This window comes from Tateyamaria sp. 7Alg 36 (genome assembly GCF_059882455.1).
In genome coordinates, this window is record NZ_CM187613.1 from 2,135,549 (window position 1) to 2,150,375 (window position 14,827).

At 58.8% G+C, this 14,827-nt stretch carries 14 protein-coding genes; 11 read left to right on the forward strand and 3 right to left on the reverse strand.

Annotated features, from left to right (window positions below; all coding sequences use genetic code 11):
• The first annotated feature begins 44 nt into the window (after positions 1–44).
• The 9 genes from AC6GQJ_RS10455 (at position 45) to AC6GQJ_RS10495 (ending at position 9,765) form a co-directional block, all read left to right on the forward strand.
• Positions 45–836 carry a hormone-sensitive lipase gene (locus AC6GQJ_RS10455; RefSeq protein ID WP_500767929.1) on the forward strand — a complete coding sequence of 264 codons (792 nt, stop codon included), beginning with the start codon at positions 45–47 and terminating at the stop codon, positions 834–836.
• A gap of 96 nt (positions 837–932) precedes the next feature.
• Entirely contained in the window at positions 933–2,141 is a 1,209-nt protein-coding gene (locus AC6GQJ_RS10460; RefSeq protein ID WP_500767931.1) for an aminopeptidase P family protein, read from the forward strand.
• 232 nt (positions 2,142–2,373) lie between these two features.
• Entirely contained in the window at positions 2,374–3,450 is a 1,077-nt protein-coding gene (locus AC6GQJ_RS10465) for a hypothetical protein (RefSeq protein WP_500767933.1), read from the forward strand.
• Between the two features lie 78 nt (positions 3,451–3,528).
• Positions 3,529–4,644 (forward strand): hypothetical protein, encoded by a 1,116-nt coding sequence (locus tag AC6GQJ_RS10470; protein WP_500767935.1) that lies wholly within the window; start codon positions 3,529–3,531, stop codon positions 4,642–4,644.
• Positions 4,645–4,716: 72 nt separating this feature from the next.
• Positions 4,717–6,651, forward strand: a complete 1,935-nt coding sequence (locus AC6GQJ_RS10475) for an AAA family ATPase (RefSeq protein ID WP_500767937.1) — start codon at positions 4,717–4,719, stop codon at positions 6,649–6,651.
• A 96-nt stretch (positions 6,652–6,747) separates the two neighbouring features.
• Positions 6,748–7,506, forward strand: a complete 759-nt coding sequence (locus AC6GQJ_RS10480) for a hypothetical protein (protein WP_500767939.1) — start codon at positions 6,748–6,750, stop codon at positions 7,504–7,506.
• Positions 7,503–8,837, forward strand: a complete 1,335-nt coding sequence (locus tag AC6GQJ_RS10485) for a DUF6638 family protein (RefSeq protein WP_500767941.1) — start codon at positions 7,503–7,505, stop codon at positions 8,835–8,837. Before AC6GQJ_RS10480 ends, AC6GQJ_RS10485 begins: the two co-directional genes overlap by 4 nt.
• A 3-nt stretch (positions 8,838–8,840) precedes the next feature.
• Positions 8,841–9,104 carry a hypothetical protein gene (locus AC6GQJ_RS10490; protein WP_500767943.1) on the forward strand — a complete coding sequence of 88 codons (264 nt, stop codon included), beginning with the start codon at positions 8,841–8,843 and terminating at the stop codon, positions 9,102–9,104.
• Positions 9,105–9,117: 13 nt separating this feature from the next.
• Complete coding sequence (locus tag AC6GQJ_RS10495; protein WP_500767945.1) at positions 9,118–9,765, forward strand: DUF1523 family protein; 648 nt, start codon at positions 9,118–9,120, stop codon at positions 9,763–9,765.
• Between the two features lie 7 nt (positions 9,766–9,772).
• Here AC6GQJ_RS10495 and AC6GQJ_RS10500 read toward each other — a convergent pair whose 3' ends face one another.
• The gene (locus tag AC6GQJ_RS10500) at positions 9,773–10,888 is read right to left on the reverse strand and encodes a THUMP domain-containing class I SAM-dependent RNA methyltransferase (protein WP_500767947.1); all 1,116 of its coding nucleotides are present in this window, start codon (positions 10,886–10,888) and stop codon (positions 9,773–9,775) included.
• Between the two features lie 84 nt (positions 10,889–10,972).
• Complete coding sequence (locus AC6GQJ_RS10505; protein WP_500767949.1) at positions 10,973–12,550, reverse strand: DUF5928 domain-containing protein; 1,578 nt, start codon at positions 12,548–12,550, stop codon at positions 10,973–10,975.
• Between the two features lie 140 nt (positions 12,551–12,690).
• Between AC6GQJ_RS10505 and AC6GQJ_RS10510 the strand changes: the two genes are divergently transcribed.
• Entirely contained in the window at positions 12,691–13,509 is an 819-nt protein-coding gene (locus AC6GQJ_RS10510) for a sulfotransferase family protein (RefSeq protein WP_500767951.1), read from the forward strand.
• Positions 13,510–13,538: 29 nt separating this feature from the next.
• On the opposite strand, the gene AC6GQJ_RS10515 is transcribed toward AC6GQJ_RS10510, so the two are convergent.
• A complete protein-coding gene (locus AC6GQJ_RS10515; protein ID WP_500767952.1) occupies positions 13,539–14,219 on the reverse strand; it encodes an SGNH/GDSL hydrolase family protein in 681 nt (226 codons plus the stop codon).
• 110 nt (positions 14,220–14,329) lie between these two features.
• Here AC6GQJ_RS10515 and smpB point away from each other — a divergent pair, with 110 nt between their 5' ends.
• Positions 14,330–14,803 (forward strand): SsrA-binding protein SmpB, encoded by a 474-nt coding sequence (gene smpB, locus AC6GQJ_RS10520; protein WP_500767954.1) that lies wholly within the window; start codon positions 14,330–14,332, stop codon positions 14,801–14,803.
• Positions 14,804–14,827 lie beyond the last annotated feature (24 nt).

Genomic DNA, 14,827 nt, shown 5'->3' on the forward strand with positions numbered 1-14,827 from the left:
CTCTCAACATGGCTTAGGCTTGTCCAGTAATACCGGAGGCCAAAATGGCAGAATTGGACGATGCCTACGCAAACGCGGCATATATTGAGGGTGCAGACGCCTATCCGGCCCGGTGGACGACACAGGCGGCGGCCTTCCGCGACGGCCTAGGGCCGCGGGCACGTCTGGATATCCCCTACGGGCCGTCGGAACGAATGGCGCTGGATATGTTCAGCCCGGAAGGCACTGCCAAGGGCACGCTGATCTTCATCCACGGGGGGTACTGGCTGCGGTTCGACCGAACGTTCTGGTCGCATCTCGCGGCGGGCGCGGTGGCGCGGGGCTGGACGGTGGCGATGCCATCCTATGACCTCTGCCCTGATCTGCGTATCGCAGGCATTACACAGCAGATCGCCCAGGCCGTGATGAGCGTCGCAAATACAACCCAAGGCCCGATCAGCCTTGCCGGTCATTCTGCGGGCGGCCATCTGGCGGCGCGGATGCTTGCCCCCGCTATGCTGCCCGCAACCGTGCGCGACCGCATCAGCCATGTGGTGCCGATTTCACCTGTTGCCGATCTTGAGCCATTGCTCCGCACCAGTATGAACGACGCCTTCGGCCTTGACCGTGACATGGCCCGCGCCGAAAGTCCCGTACACCAGCCCGCACCCGACACACCCGTGACCGTCTGGGTCGGAGGCGCGGAACGTCCCGCCTTTCTACAGCAAGCCGAACAACTGGCACAGGCGTGGAGCTGCAAACATGTGGTCGTGCAGGACGAACATCATTTCAACGTCATCGACCCGCTTTGCGATCCAGAGAGCGACCTGACACGCCGCTTGACGACAGCCCCGTGATCGGCAACATCGCAGCAGGCCGTGGGTGATGGCGTCGCCCGCATCTAGACGCCTTTCGTCCTGTACGCCGGGACCTTTCTGAAAAGGAGGGTCAGGATGACCACTCGCCCCGACCATTACCGCCTGCACAATGGCGAAAAAGCCCCGCTGCCGTTCGACGCCACCGAATATGACGCCCGCCTTGCCGAGCTACGCGACCGGATGGAAGCACAAGGCGCAAGCGCTGCCGTGCTCACCTCGATGCACAATGTCGCCTATTATTCGGGCTTTCTGTATTGCGCCTTTGGCCGTCCTTACGCCTGTGTCGTGACCGAAGACGCCTGTGTGACCATCAGCGCGGGCATCGATGCGGGTCAGCCGTGGCGGCGCAGCCATGGCGACAACATCACCTACACAGACTGGCAGCGGGATAACTTCTGGCGCGCCGTGCGCGAAGTGACCGGCACAGGTGCCGTGATCGGGGTAGAAGCCGACCACCTGACCCTGCAACAACAAGGCAAGCTCGAAGATTTCCTGAACCCCGTCGTCACAGTGGACCTTAGCGAAACAACGATGCGCCAGCGCATGTACAAATCCGAGACAGAAATCGCCCTGATCCGACACGGTGCGCAAGTGGCCGATGTTGGCGGCTATGCGATCCGCGACGCGATCAAAGTCGGCGCACGCGAAATCGACGTTGCCATGGCGGGGCGTGACGCGATGGAACTGGAAATCGCCAAACGCTTTCCCGACGCAGAATATCGCGACACGTGGGTCTGGTTCCAGTCGGGCCTGAACACGGACGGCGCGCACAACCCCGTCACCGCCCGTGCGATTGAGGCGGGCGATATCCTGTCGCTCAATACTTTCCCGATGATCTCCGGCTATTACACAGCGCTTGAACGCACCTTGTTCGCCCAGTCGGTGGATGACGCCAGCCTGAAACTGTGGGAGTCGAATGTCGGCGCCCATGAACTGGGTATGTCGCTGCTGAAACCCGGAGTGACCTGCGCGCAGGTGACCGAGGGTGTGAACGCGTTCCTACAGGACCGCGACCTTCTGCAATATCGCAGCTTTGGCTACGGGCATTCCTTCGGCGTTCTGTCGCACTATTACGGGCGCGAGGCGGGTCTGGAACTGCGCGAGGACGTGGACACGATCCTTGAACCCGGCATGGTGATCTCGATGGAGCCGATGCTGACCATTCCCGACGGCCAACCGGGTGCTGGCGGATACCGTGAACATGACATTCTGGTCATTACCGAGGATGGTGCCGAAAATATCACCGGCTTCCCCTATGGCCCCGAACACAACGTGATCGGCTGATCCGGCCGACGCCTCTTTAAAGAAATCGGCACGCCCGCGCCAAGTGCTGCGCGGGCGGCTTACTCCGCCCGAACGCCCATATTTTATGGCGCTCTTTTCCGTTCAGGTGCGACACGGCTTTTCAAGGCGCAGGCTTTTTGCAACTATCTGATAAATCGCCACTGCACGCCGATGTAAATCGTCGTTACATTACCTATATACGTATCAAGATGTTGATAGATTGGAGAATTAGATGGCCGACTTCGCAAGTCAGGTGAAAGAATCCCAGGCCCAGGTCGCAGAAGCGCAAAGCAAGATTGCCGAACTGACCAGCCGGATTGAAATCGCGCGGTCCAAGATGAAGTCGGGCGATGACATCGCGCTGGATATCGAAAATGCCTCTCTTGAGGACGTGCATGCCCATACCGACGTCATGAATGCGAACATCGCCGAACTGATCATGGGTCTGGACGATGTAACGGCCGCCTTCTCCAAAGACTTTGACGAGATGCGCAACAAGACGGGCATGGAAACCCTGATTGGGATCTTCTCGCGCGCCAAGGCGGAATCGATGCGGCAGGAACGCGTACGCTCTGCCTCGATCGATGACAAGTTGCAGGATCTGATCTCGAAATCCGACGTGATTGTGCAATTGCTCGAAGGGCAGTTGGCGATGCTTGAGGAACAGAAGGTCAAGGTCGAGAACAACCTGACCGAAACGCTGGATGAACGCGAATTCACCGTTCAGGAACTGGCTGCGTTGCAGGGCGATATTCAGGCGATGGACCCCAAGATCATCACGCTTGAAAACAAGATCGCGTCGGAAACCGATGCGGCCAAGCGGACCGCATTGGAAACCGAACTGGCCGAACTGAACAGCCAGTACAACCAGATGGTACAGGACGAACAGGTGAAGCTGGCCAAGTCGCAAACGCTGGAACGCTATATCGAAAAGGGTAAAACCTGGATCGACTCGCTGCAGAACCAGGCGGCGACGCAAATGGTGCTGATCAACAAATTGCAGACGGACACCAAGCAGCGCGTGGTGCTGTATGATGCTCTGACCAAATCGTTGAAAACGGCGCAGCAGCAGGACGTGGCCCACCGCATCAACGAAATCGGTGTGAAAACAGACCAAGAGGCGCAGACCGCCATGGCCGGCATCGGTGCCGCGACGAACAGGAAAATGGCCGACATGCTCGAAGCGCACGAGGACCATATGGTGTTCGCCCGCGACGTACTGGAACAGAAGGCCAAGGCGGACGAACGCTTTGCCCGCCGGTTTGCCAAGATCGTCGAGAAGCACGACAGCAACGCGTATGGGGGCTGAGCGATGACGCTCTGCCCGCCACAGCCGACTGCGTCCGGCGGCATGTTGCGCGCCTGTGCGCGTGGTTGATTGCCCGTCATGAGCAAGACAGAAACCATCGGCCTGACGGACCTTTTCGCCTCGCGCCGCTATTTCAAAAAGTTCGAGACGATCACCTCACATCTCGCCCGTGTGGCGGGCGTGATGGAGGCCGAAGGTGATCTGAACCGCGATGAGGTGAATATCCTCACCCGCTATCTGACTGAACTGACTTTTACCTTCCGCGCTCTTAGCCAGAAATACCTGCTGGTGGGGCGCGATACGGGGCGGTTCTTTGGCAGCCTTGCCATTGATGCGGTCGAAAGCGGTTTTCCCGCTGCGGACGAGATCATCACCATGGCCAGCGACGCCCAACAGGCCGAGCGCCACCTTGCGGGCATGCCATCGGCGAACGAGTTGAAGAAACAGATGGTCGACGTGATCATCAGCGAACGCAAACCGCCCACGAAACTGCAATTCGCGCTGTCCCAGCGGTACTATTACGAGGAACTGCTGCGCGGAAACCTGTTCTGGGCGCGCAATGATCCACGCATTGTATGGACTGGTAACCTGAGCGAGGAACGTCGCACCTTCCGCATCCACTGGGCCGTCTATGACAGTCAGGTGAACCTGCCCGTGATCTATATGATGGAGGTCGAGGATACGGGCCGCACCGCATTACCCAAAGACCAGCGCCGCTGGCCCGAAGTGCAGGCGCACTTGATGGCACAGGCCTTGGGCGGGCTGAAGCTGGTGACCATCGCCAAAGGGTTTGACGAGGATTTTGACGACCTGCACCCCAAGCGTCTGCGGCGGTTTCATGTGGGGCCGATGTATTCGTCGGCCTTTACCAAGCAGACGGGGCCGATTTCGCGCGTGCTGGAAGCCGCGCGCGCGCCGCAGGGGCAGGATTGGGCGTTGGTTTGGACCGAGGAAGATTTGCAGTCAGAGCGCGTGATGACCGAACGGCAGGGCTGGTTTTCGAGCGTCGAGCGGGAAGTCTTTGCCCTCGACCCGTTTGCGGGACGCGGAGCCGAAACCGGCACCACGCGGATGGAGCGTAGCATCGTGCAGCCACAACGGCCTTATCAGGCGCTTGAGGAATTGAACCCGCCCGGCTTTGCGTCAGTGCGGAAATTTGTGGTCAGCCCTGCGGGACGGGTGCTGAGATATTGAGACCGCAGAGCGGGATGGCAATCCGGCCCTTCGGGGAGGATTTTTTGGAACAGAGAAGAGCGGGGGCGTGAGATGAGCCAGACATCGGATCAAATGGAACTGCGCGAGGCCGAGATCACCGCGCATTACCCCATGGCACTGGCCATGTTGCAGGGGTTCGATCACGCGCCGCGCATCGGCAAAAGAACCACTGCGCTCGCCGAGGAGCGATCAAGCGGGCTCGGCACCCGCCGCCGCTTTCGCACTACTACGCCGGGGCTGGTGACACGGCGCAGTACGCCGACGGGAGCCGTGCAGATCATGGCCACCATCGAGGGCGCGGACGAGGGCGATGCGCTGATGTCACCGGTGCAGGCCACGGTGCTCAACGCATTGCGGCGCGCCATTTCCATCGCTTTGGCTGTTGCCGAGAATTATGCCTCTGTCTCGGGGCTTGGGGATTTGAAACGCGCCAACCTTGAAGGGGCTCTGCCCGCCGCACGCAAGACCGAGTTTGCGGAATTGCTGGCGGCAGAGGCGTTGGTGACACTTTATGTGTTCGGCAATGCGACCGCCTATTTGCTGTCCGCGCATCAGACCGAGGTGACGGCCGAGGTCGGCGAGGTCGAGGAGGTGTTAACCGACAATGGCCAGATCGCCCTGCACGGCGCCCTTTGGGAACTGGATCAGGACATTGCCGCCCACGCCCCCGATGACGCGCATTTGGTCGCCGCTGTCACCGCCTATGCCGAGGCGCTGATGGAAAAGGTGGCCTTGCGCGCCCAGAACGCGCCACGCCTTGCGCCCTTTGTCAGCGCAAGTTGGCGGGTCGAGGCGGATGATTTCACGATTGAAGGGTTCAGCCCCGCGCATAAAGCGAAATCTTCCACGCTGACCATGACCTTCAAAAAACCGCACGAGGTCGTCGGCAACCACATCGCCAAGTATCAGGCGATGAAGCTGGCCAAAATGCTCATGGCCTATGACTTTGACCGTCGCCTGAACCCCTTTGCCGAACTGGGCGGGTTCATCTTTACCTTTATGGGTGACGGCAAACCGGGCACGGGGAAGACCACGCTGATCCAGATGATGGCGGGGTTGCTAAACGATTACTGTCAGGTTGCGGGCTATCCGTTCCGCTATCAGAACCTGAGCACAGACAATATCGACAGCTATCAGGGCAAATCGGGTCAGAATGCCAAGGCGTTCATCAACAACGTGGTGGACCCTGCCGCCATCGGCTTTGGCACCATCGACGACATCGACCAGCTTGCGGGCAAGCGCGGCGACCGCCAGTCCAGCGCGGGCCAGTTGGAAATCACCGCCGTGCTGATGGAAAGCTTTGCGGGCGCCAACACGGTCGTGCGCGGCAACTGCACCTTCGGCATGTTCAGCAACTACCCCGAAAATGTGGACGACGCGCTGCGCCAACGTGCCGGTGCGCGGTTTCTGGTGGACGGGCCGCAAACCCGCGAGGATTACATCGACATCCTGTACCTGCTGATGGGCAAGAACCACGACATTCCCGTCGGCGATCACGAGGTGTTTTCTGCGCAGGAAATCAAGAAAGCCGTGGCGGCGTCGTTCGAGTCGCATTCGCGCCCGCACGAAGAGGGGCTGATGAACGTGTTCGACCGCGTGCATTCCGACATCGGCGCGCTGGACACGATTGCCAAGCTGGGCACCTACCTGAAGGCGATCCAGCAGGCGGACGAGCGGTTCACAGGCCGTGCGATCAAGAACATCACCGACGCGGTCAAGGTGCGGGCGATGGATTTCGAGCTGCCCGATGAATGGATGGAGAACCCCGAACTGTTCCTGTTCAAGGATTACGAGGGGAAGAAAGAGATGATCTCCGACCTGCGCGTACCGATCACGGTCGAGATGGTGGTGCAGGAGATCAACCGCTACGCCGATAGCGAGTTCCGCTACGCCGACAAGTCGGACGAGGTGGCGATTGAGCAGATGGTGCGGGAGTTCGGGCGGCAGGAAGAGGCGAAGCGACGGTATTTGGAGGGTGAGCGATGAAGAAGAAACGCTCTGGGAGAGCGTTTCCATCGCGAACGGGCGGAGCCCCGGGGGTGCATTTTGCGAAGACTTAGAGTCTATTGGCGGTGGTTTAGGATGAAGGAGCTGTCTAAAGGTTGGGAACCGACTGACACAGGTTGGGTGTTGACGATTGCAGTAATTGTAATGGTCCTAAGTCTTGCACTGCCGCAACAGTGTCATTCGGACGGTTGTCACTCAAAGCTCGATGAATTTCTTGCACTAAAGCCAAGTGAGATGGGTGACACATTGGCCGGGCTATTTTCAGCTCTGGCCTTCATTTGGATTATCGTGACGGTTTTTATGCAAAGCCGAGAACTACGAGAACAACGTAGGGAATTCCGCCATCAGCGTTTAGCAACACAGGATATGGCGCGGGCAATGGCCGCGCAAGCCGACATGTATGAGCATGAGCAACAACAAAGAGTTGAAGAATACAACTCGTTAGAGGCTGTCTCTATTGAAAAACAATTGCACAATATTCTGACAAGTGACCCTTGGATCAAAGTAGAGGTTTTAACAAGAGACGGGCAGATTCTGAGCTTTGAACCAATGCAGTTCGGTGACCAGAACTTTCGCGATATAAGTTCTTTTAAAAGACTCCCGACGGTAAGACATTTGGGGTTTCTCACGAAGGGACTGGTTACCGTCTTACCAAAGGATGAAAATGTAGGAGAAATTTCAACTTCAGAACACTTAAGCCGCGTTTTAATCTGTTTGAGAGACCTCAACGCATGCTTGGCCAAATCGAGCCCAGCAACCAAAAGAGATTTAAGTTCTGAAGCAATGAAAAAGTACGAGTTTCTCCTGACGAAGTATTTTGGACAGAAACCATGATCCGCCTCATCCAACGCGGCCTCATGTATGGCAACCTGTTTCACGTCTCTTCGCCCGCCTTGGTCGAACGCTATAACCGTGCGCTTGAGCATTTGACGGGCAAGCGGACGGAACTTAGCGACTTTTACATCGATATCTCGGGCTTTTCCCCCGAGGTGGGCGCGGAACTGGGTGATCCGCTGTACCTCAACCACAACGGGGTGAACCGGCAGTTCATTCTGCTGAGCACGGAGCAGCGCCATTGCCCGCTGCTGGATGCGAAATTCTCGACCTCCCGCACGATCCTGCAACAGTTCATTGCGGAAAACGAGGCGGCGCTGTTTGCCCTGACCGCGCGTGATGCGGTGGCGGGGGAGTTGGTGAATTCAGTCTACGACATCTCGGACCCCGCGCGCCTGTTCGACATCCGCGCCATCACGGTCGAGGCGGACACAACCCGTGGCACGGTGCGCAATGCGGGCGCGCTGGCCGACAAGGTCGATACGTTCCTCACGCAAGAGGACGCGTGGTTCGATGACGTGCTGATCGCGGACATGATCAAACTGGCCAGCGAAACCGGCGACGTGACGCGCAACCCAGTGCGCCTCAAGCCGCTAAAGGTGGCCAAGGGCAACTTCTGGACCGCGCATTTCGGCGGTTTGTATATCTTCCAGACGCTCGATCATCCGGCAACGATCGCGTCCAAGCGCAAAGCCGAGGGCGTGCCGACCAAATACAGTTTTGACCTGAATGACCGGAACCAGATCGCGAAGTTTCTGGAATATAACGATCTGGTCGAACCTGTGGTCAGGGCGCGTGGCATCAACGGGGCCGCGATCCTGCGGCAAAAGATGGACTTTATCCTTGTGTCGGCGGTGACCGAGGCCGGTGTGGACCTTGCAGGCACCACGCGGCGGGACATGCGCATGCTGGCGCGCCAGCACAGTCACCTGCTGCCGGATGAATTCCGCGCCTTGGGGGATCTGGTGAACTGGGCCGAGAACGGTGGCCAGTGGCCGCGCATCTCGTCGGATCATCCGGCGTATTTCTACACGCTGCGCGCCGCCGCGACGCCAGAGGCCGAACTAGTCAACATGCTGCTGTCCGAACTGTCGCCGCGGGATGTGCGCCAGTTGTTCATCTGTCACAAGCAGGCGTTCTATGACGCCTACGCCACATGGCCCGAGGCGAAAAAGGAATATGTCGCACGTTACCTCGAAGCCGAGTACAAGGCCGACAAGGTCGGGGCGCGCGCCGCCCTGTTCGGGCATGATGCCCCGATGGAGCCCCCGAAACCACAGACCGAGGACCTGATCGCGCGCGTGGGTCCATGGGGCGCTGTAAAGAGGTAAGCCATGGCCCTAGTTCGACTTCTTTTTATCGCCTTTGTGGTGCTGAGCATTATCTACCTTTCCTTGTCGCTCTATTCGCGGGCCCGCGCCCGTGACCGCCTGGAAGAGGAATGGGACAACGGCGATTTCGACATCCCGCGCGAGGCCTATGTGCAGGCGGGGCTAGCCGACTATGACGGGTCGCTGCGGCGCAAACTGATTTTGGGTGTCTATATTGTGCCTATGACGCTTGTGTGTCTTATCGTCTACCTTGTGAACTTCACCTGAAAGGGACGCATCTATGCGCTATATCGGCTGGACCTTACTGATCACCTTCTGGGTGCTGCTTGCGGCCTTTTTGCACTACACGCTGCCGCAAAAGGACATCGTGCGGATTGTTGATACGTTCGAACAGCGCGTGGATTTTGGCGAAAACTCTTGGTTCTGGGCGCAGCAAAATTCCGGCAATGCGATCAATCCGCAGAACCGTGATGTGCTGTTCATCCAGACGGTGCGCGCCAACGGGCGCCCCATGGTGTATCGCAACGAGGACACAAGCGGCGGCTGGCCGCCCTATTTCAAGTTCGACACAAACGACCTCCAGACCGAGGCGGCGGACCTGAAGTCGACCAAGGCAGATCCGCAATGGGTGCTGATCCGTCACTATGGCTGGCGCAACCAGTTCTTTTCCATCTTCCCCAACGCGATCACGGTGGACGCTGTCGAGGGGCCGGATGCGTCCAAGGGTATCCCGTGGATCAACATTACGATCCTGACCACGCTGGGTTTGATCTTTTATGCGATCTGGGTGCGCTGGCGGCGGTTCCGCCGCGCGCGGATCGACCCCAAACTCGAAGAGCTTCAGGACAATTGGGAAGCGGCAGGTGATGCGATGGACGAACGGCGGGGGCGCATTCGCCGATGGCTTGGCACGTGGCGGTCGAAATAAGCGCGCCTTAGGGCAGCGGATCGGTGCGATACAGCCTGACACGCAACCCGCCATGGGCAATGGCGGGGCCATCCGGCAAGAACGGTAGTCCGGTCGTTTTGGCGAGGCTTTGTTCCGAGGTGACAATGCCGACACGCCAACCGCTGAACCGTTCGGCCAGCACCTGCCCCAAACGGCCATAGACGGGATACAGCGCCTTTTTGTCACCGATGCGCGCACCATAGGGCGGGTTGATCATCACCAGTCCCTTGGGGCCTTCGGGCGGTGTGGCGTCACCCGCATTCGCGATGTCGAAGACGGTCAGGTCCTCCACCCCTGCGCGCGCCGCATTTGCCCGCGCCATGTCGATCACCCCCGCGTCCCTGTCAGAGCCAAAGAACCGCACGGCAGGGGTGCGCAGACGGTCCGTGCGGCGCAGGGATTCGGCATTCGCGTCATAGGTCGCAAGATGGTTGAAACCGAAATCGCGTGACCGGCCTGCCTGTAAACCTGCCGCGATTTCCGCCGCTTCGATCACGAATGTCCCGGACCCGCACATGGGGTCATAAACGGGCGTGGTTTCATCGAACCCGCATTGCAGCAGGAACATCGCAGCCAGAGTTTCGCGCAGCGGTGCCTTGCCGACGGCTGGTTTGTGGCCCCGTTTGTGCAAAAGCTCGCCCGAAGTGTCGACGCTGATCGTGACGCGGTTGTCCTCGATACGGACCTTCAGGATCACCGGCGCGTCCTTGGCGATGGTCATCCCCGCCTCTTCGACCAGCGCGGCCTCGATTCGCGAGGTGGCGGCCCCTGCGTGATAGATTTTGGATTTGCGCGACGTGGCAACGTCCACCCGTACCGGCACATCGCGGCGCAGCACGTCGGCCCACGGAAACTTGCGCGCCCGTTTGTCCAGTTGCGCAAGGTGGAAGGCCATGAAGTCACCGATACGGACCAGCACACGGGTCGCGCCCCGCAGTTCCAGATTGGCGCGCCAAACTTCGCTCCAGTCGCCGGACATGGTAACGCCGCCCGGCTCGACCTCGGTCACGTTGAAACCCAGCCCGCGGGCCTCTTGCGCCAGTGTGGCCTCAAGCCCCGGAAGGGTGATTGCGAATAGGATTAAGGGTGCTGCGTCAGTCATAAACGCCTGCATAGGGCGTCGCAGGACAGTATTCGAGTGCTATTTGCGTCCGATCGCCCGCGGCGGATGGCATCGCGAACAGCGTCAGTCCGCAAACAGGTAATCGACCTGCGCGATTTCTCGCGCCTTTTCATCGCTGACCGACAGGAAGTTCGCCAAGGCCGTGGCGTTTTCGTCCAGTTCGGCGGATTCCGAGAAATGGTCGAGGTTTTCAAACCCCGCATCGCCGATCCGGTCGGATTCAAAGACCATGTCGTTGCGGATGGTGGGCAGCAGCCGCTCCAGCGTCTCGATCGAGGTTTGTTCACCCGCCAGACCCACGCGCATCGCATGGCCCACAAGGTATTCGTCGGTGAAATTACACTGAATTTCCAGCATGCGCGTCACCGACCGGTCGCCCGCGAAATCCTGTAACAGATCCAGGTTTCCTGGGTCCATGCACACAATCAGACGGTCGGTTTCGTAATAATCAAACAGCATCCGCATCAGGGCGCGCCGGTGTCGGGTACGCTTTTCTAGCGTGTTCTGAATACCGCCAAGATCAGGCAGCGGCGTGTGCCCTTCGTTAAACAGGTATTCGATGGCGGGCACGTTTGTCATCTGACGGATACGCTCAAGCAGGCGCTTTGCCACGTGCCACTTCTTGCAGATGATGATCAGCAACTCGCGGTTCCGGCCCAGCGTACTTTCGGTTTCCCAGAAGCGCGTGGCAAAGCGCCTGCCGATGCGACCGCGCCCCGTCAGAAACTTGAACAGGCTCGCCCCTTCGTTCGAAATCTGGAACGGCACGCTTTCGGCGGCATATAGCAGGCCAAGACGGCGCTTAAGATCCTGCGCCTCGGGGCTGATCTTGCGGGCGAACAGGAAATCTTGGCTCAGCAGCAGATCATAGTGATCGTCATAAAACGTCACCGGCATCCCGTAATCGGTGAACAGCAAGAAGGTCAGTGTCCGGCTTCGGATTTCCTGTTCGGGCACCACATGGCGCACGATGGTCTGAAAGAACGTCTCGTCCGGAATCCACGTGGTGCGGAAAAACCGCATCACATCGCGCCGCTTTTTAGTGAAATCCAGCACCCATTCGATGGTGCGCCGCCGCAGACACCACCACTGGCTGCCGATCTGAACCTGAATATCCGCCGGAATTTCCCGCGTGATGCCAAAGCGTTGTTGCAGGTGATAGCTGGTATAGAACCGCCATTTCTGTGTGCGTTCGTTGAAGAAGTGGCGATAGATCAACCGCTCCTCCTTCATGCCGGTCTTGATCCAGTCGCTTTCGAAGTAGTCAAAGCTTTCGATGAAATCCGCGTCGTTCTCGTCAAGGAAGTTGTGGATGTATTCCGCCGACTTGATCGCCATGCAGTCGCCCGACAGCATGTAGAAATGGGTCGCGCGCGGGAACGCCTTTACCGCCGATTCAACGACGTACAATGTCGCTTGCACAAGGCTCCACTCGCCCCAGCCACAGCGGATGCGGCGATGCGAGAATACAACATTCGGATTATCCTTGAGGGCCACGCGGATGCGTTGATAGTCGGCAGGATTGGCGCGGGCGTCAAAATGGATGGCCATGTAGTCGCCAGCCGCAGTCAACCGCTCCGCCTGCTTGATGATGGCGTCCGGGTCCTTGTGACACAACAGGATATAGGCGATTTTTGCCATACTGGAAACTTAACTGCCCCTTTACGCGATATTGTTTACGTAGATAAAGGTAAGGAGAGATTGAATAAACCTGATTTCTTTGCTTTTTTGGCGGCAATGAGACCTGCTGGCGCAGGCAGTGTGTATATAAGGCGAGTAGTATGGGCTTTCCCGGGACTTGGATGACAGAGAGCGAAAGCGTGGTGTACCGCGTTGTGCCGAAATGCGCGTGCTCGACCATTGGACAGATTATGTACTACTCCGACCACGGAGAGTTCTTTGACGGTGACATCCATGATGCACAGGGCGGCATGCACAAATGGGCGCTTGAGCAGAGCCAGCCGGTCATCACCGAGAACGTGCAGGCGCATAAATCCTATGCTTTCACCTGCGTGCGCAATCCCTACACCCGCATCCTGAGTTCGTTCTTCGACAAGATTTGCGGCATCCAGCGCAACGGCAAGCGCTATCGCGGCAACCTTGTACCACTTCTGGTGCAGAAATACGGGATCGAGGTCGGCGGCCCTGACGGCAAACAGGAGTTTGACCAGATCAAATCCTTCCGCCGGTTTCTGCTGTTCGCGCGCGACACCATCCGCTGGCGCCGCCCGATGGAGCCTGACATCCATTGGTCTGCCATGTCCGGTCACGTCTCGACATTCATCGTAAATGGCGGGCGCTATGACAAAATTCTGTGGACCGAAAAGTTCAACGACGGGATGCAGGACGTGCTGAACGCGATTGAAACGCCCCATACGGTCGACATCAACGCGATCCCCCGCTTTAACGAAAGCGAAGGCCACGGCCCGAAACGCGCGCATCCGGTCGAGGACTACTTTGACGACCTGTCAATGCACCTTGTCTACGAAGTGTTCAAACGCGACTTCAACCTGTTCAAGTATGACTTCGAGAACCCCGGTAACAAGATGCCTATCGGAGAGATCGACCTTGACGAAGTGCACAAGAAACTCGGCGACTAAGGGCTGATTTCACCCATCTATCCAGCGCCTTAGCGCCCTTGCAAAACCGGTGCGATACGGGCGGCGATGGCAGCACTGCCCTTATGGGACGGGTGGATCAGGTCGCTATCGTGAAAGCTGCGGTCGCCCGTCGGCACCAGATCGTCTAGCGGCAGGAACGTGACGCCTTTGTCTGCCTGTGCCATGCGGCTCAGCCGCGCCTCAAGCACATCGCCATAGGTGGCGCAGTGGTCGATGGACGATGCCACACCCGGACTGCGCAGATATCCGACATAAAGAACCCGCGCACCACCTGCACGGGTGCGGGCGACCACATCGACAATCTCGCCCCGCGACCCGTCTGCCGAGATCAACCTGTTCAGCTTGTCCTCGCAGGCGCGGCAGCCGCAGGCCAGCCACAGATCGTTGCCGCCGCCGTTCAGGATGACCCAGTCCCAATCCCCCGCCACGTATTGGCGACTGATCCGTAGGCCAAAGCGTCCCGAGATCGGCAAGGCATAGAGGTACTGCGCGCCGACAAATGATCGGTCAACCACAGGCGCGCCTGTCATCTGCTCTAACCGGTCGGAAACAGAACGGCGCGAGCCGCGATGCACCGCGAACAGGCTGTCGCCCATCATGAGCACCCGCGCGTTCCCGTTGGCAGGGGGCGCTTCGGCGCAGCCCGACAACAGTGCCGCAACGATCAGAACCGCCAGAACCCGAACCATAAAACCTCCTGCCATTGGACCGCTGCATAGTCTGCATGCACGGCCCTTAAGTTTGGTGAACACCGCCTTGCCCTTGCACAGACCCTGCCCACCGCCTACATCCTTCGCCGATGGTACAAGGTAAATCAGACCCCAACTACAAAATCGCAGCCGAGAACCGGCGTGCGCGCTTTGACTATGCGATCGAGGATGACATCGAATGCGGCATCATCCTTGAAGGGTCCGAGGTCAAGTCCCTGCGGATCGGCGGCGCCAATATCGCTGAAAGCTATGCCGCGGTCGAGGATGGCGAATTGTGGTTGGTGAACAGCTATATCGCGCCCTATGCGCAGGCTAAATCCTTTGGCCACGAAGAACGCCGCCGCCGCAAATTGCTGGTCAGCCGCAAGGAACTCGGCAACCTGTGGAATGCGACGCAGCGCAAGGGCATGACGCTTGTGCCGCTGGTCCTGTACTTCAACCACAAAGGCATGGCCAAAATCAAAATCGGCATCGCCAAAGGTAAGAAGTTGCACGACAAACGCGACACCTCGGCCAAGCGCGATTGGGGCCGTCAGAAGCAGCGTCTGCTGAAACAGGGCTAAGCGTCCCCGAACAGCACCGTTTCG

Bases quoted from the DNA above. Each gene is read 5' to 3' on its own strand.
- AC6GQJ_RS10500 (WP_500767947.1), bottom strand. From the start codon at position 10,888: ATGACTGACGCAGCACCCTTAATCCTATTCGCAATCACCCTTCCGGGG.
- AC6GQJ_RS10510 (WP_500767951.1), top strand. From the start codon at position 12,691: ATGGGCTTTCCCGGGACTTGGATGACAGAGAGCGAAAGCGTGGTGTAC.
- AC6GQJ_RS10505 (WP_500767949.1), bottom strand. From the start codon at position 12,550: ATGGCAAAAATCGCCTATATCCTGTTGTGTCACAAGGACCCGGACGCC.
- AC6GQJ_RS10460 (WP_500767931.1), top strand. From the start codon at position 933: ATGACCACTCGCCCCGACCATTACCGCCTGCACAATGGCGAAAAAGCC.
- AC6GQJ_RS10490 (WP_500767943.1), top strand. From the start codon at position 8,841: ATGGCCCTAGTTCGACTTCTTTTTATCGCCTTTGTGGTGCTGAGCATT.
- AC6GQJ_RS10470 (WP_500767935.1), top strand. From the start codon at position 3,529: ATGAGCAAGACAGAAACCATCGGCCTGACGGACCTTTTCGCCTCGCGC.
- AC6GQJ_RS10515 (WP_500767952.1), bottom strand. From the start codon at position 14,219: ATGGTTCGGGTTCTGGCGGTTCTGATCGTTGCGGCACTGTTGTCGGGC.
- AC6GQJ_RS10495 (WP_500767945.1), top strand. From the start codon at position 9,118: ATGCGCTATATCGGCTGGACCTTACTGATCACCTTCTGGGTGCTGCTT.
- AC6GQJ_RS10475 (WP_500767937.1), top strand. From the start codon at position 4,717: ATGAGCCAGACATCGGATCAAATGGAACTGCGCGAGGCCGAGATCACC.
- AC6GQJ_RS10455 (WP_500767929.1), top strand. From the start codon at position 45: ATGGCAGAATTGGACGATGCCTACGCAAACGCGGCATATATTGAGGGT.
- AC6GQJ_RS10465 (WP_500767933.1), top strand. From the start codon at position 2,374: ATGGCCGACTTCGCAAGTCAGGTGAAAGAATCCCAGGCCCAGGTCGCA.
- smpB (WP_500767954.1), top strand. From the start codon at position 14,330: ATGGTACAAGGTAAATCAGACCCCAACTACAAAATCGCAGCCGAGAAC.
- AC6GQJ_RS10485 (WP_500767941.1), top strand. From the start codon at position 7,503: ATGATCCGCCTCATCCAACGCGGCCTCATGTATGGCAACCTGTTTCAC.
- AC6GQJ_RS10480 (WP_500767939.1), top strand. From the start codon at position 6,748: ATGAAGGAGCTGTCTAAAGGTTGGGAACCGACTGACACAGGTTGGGTG.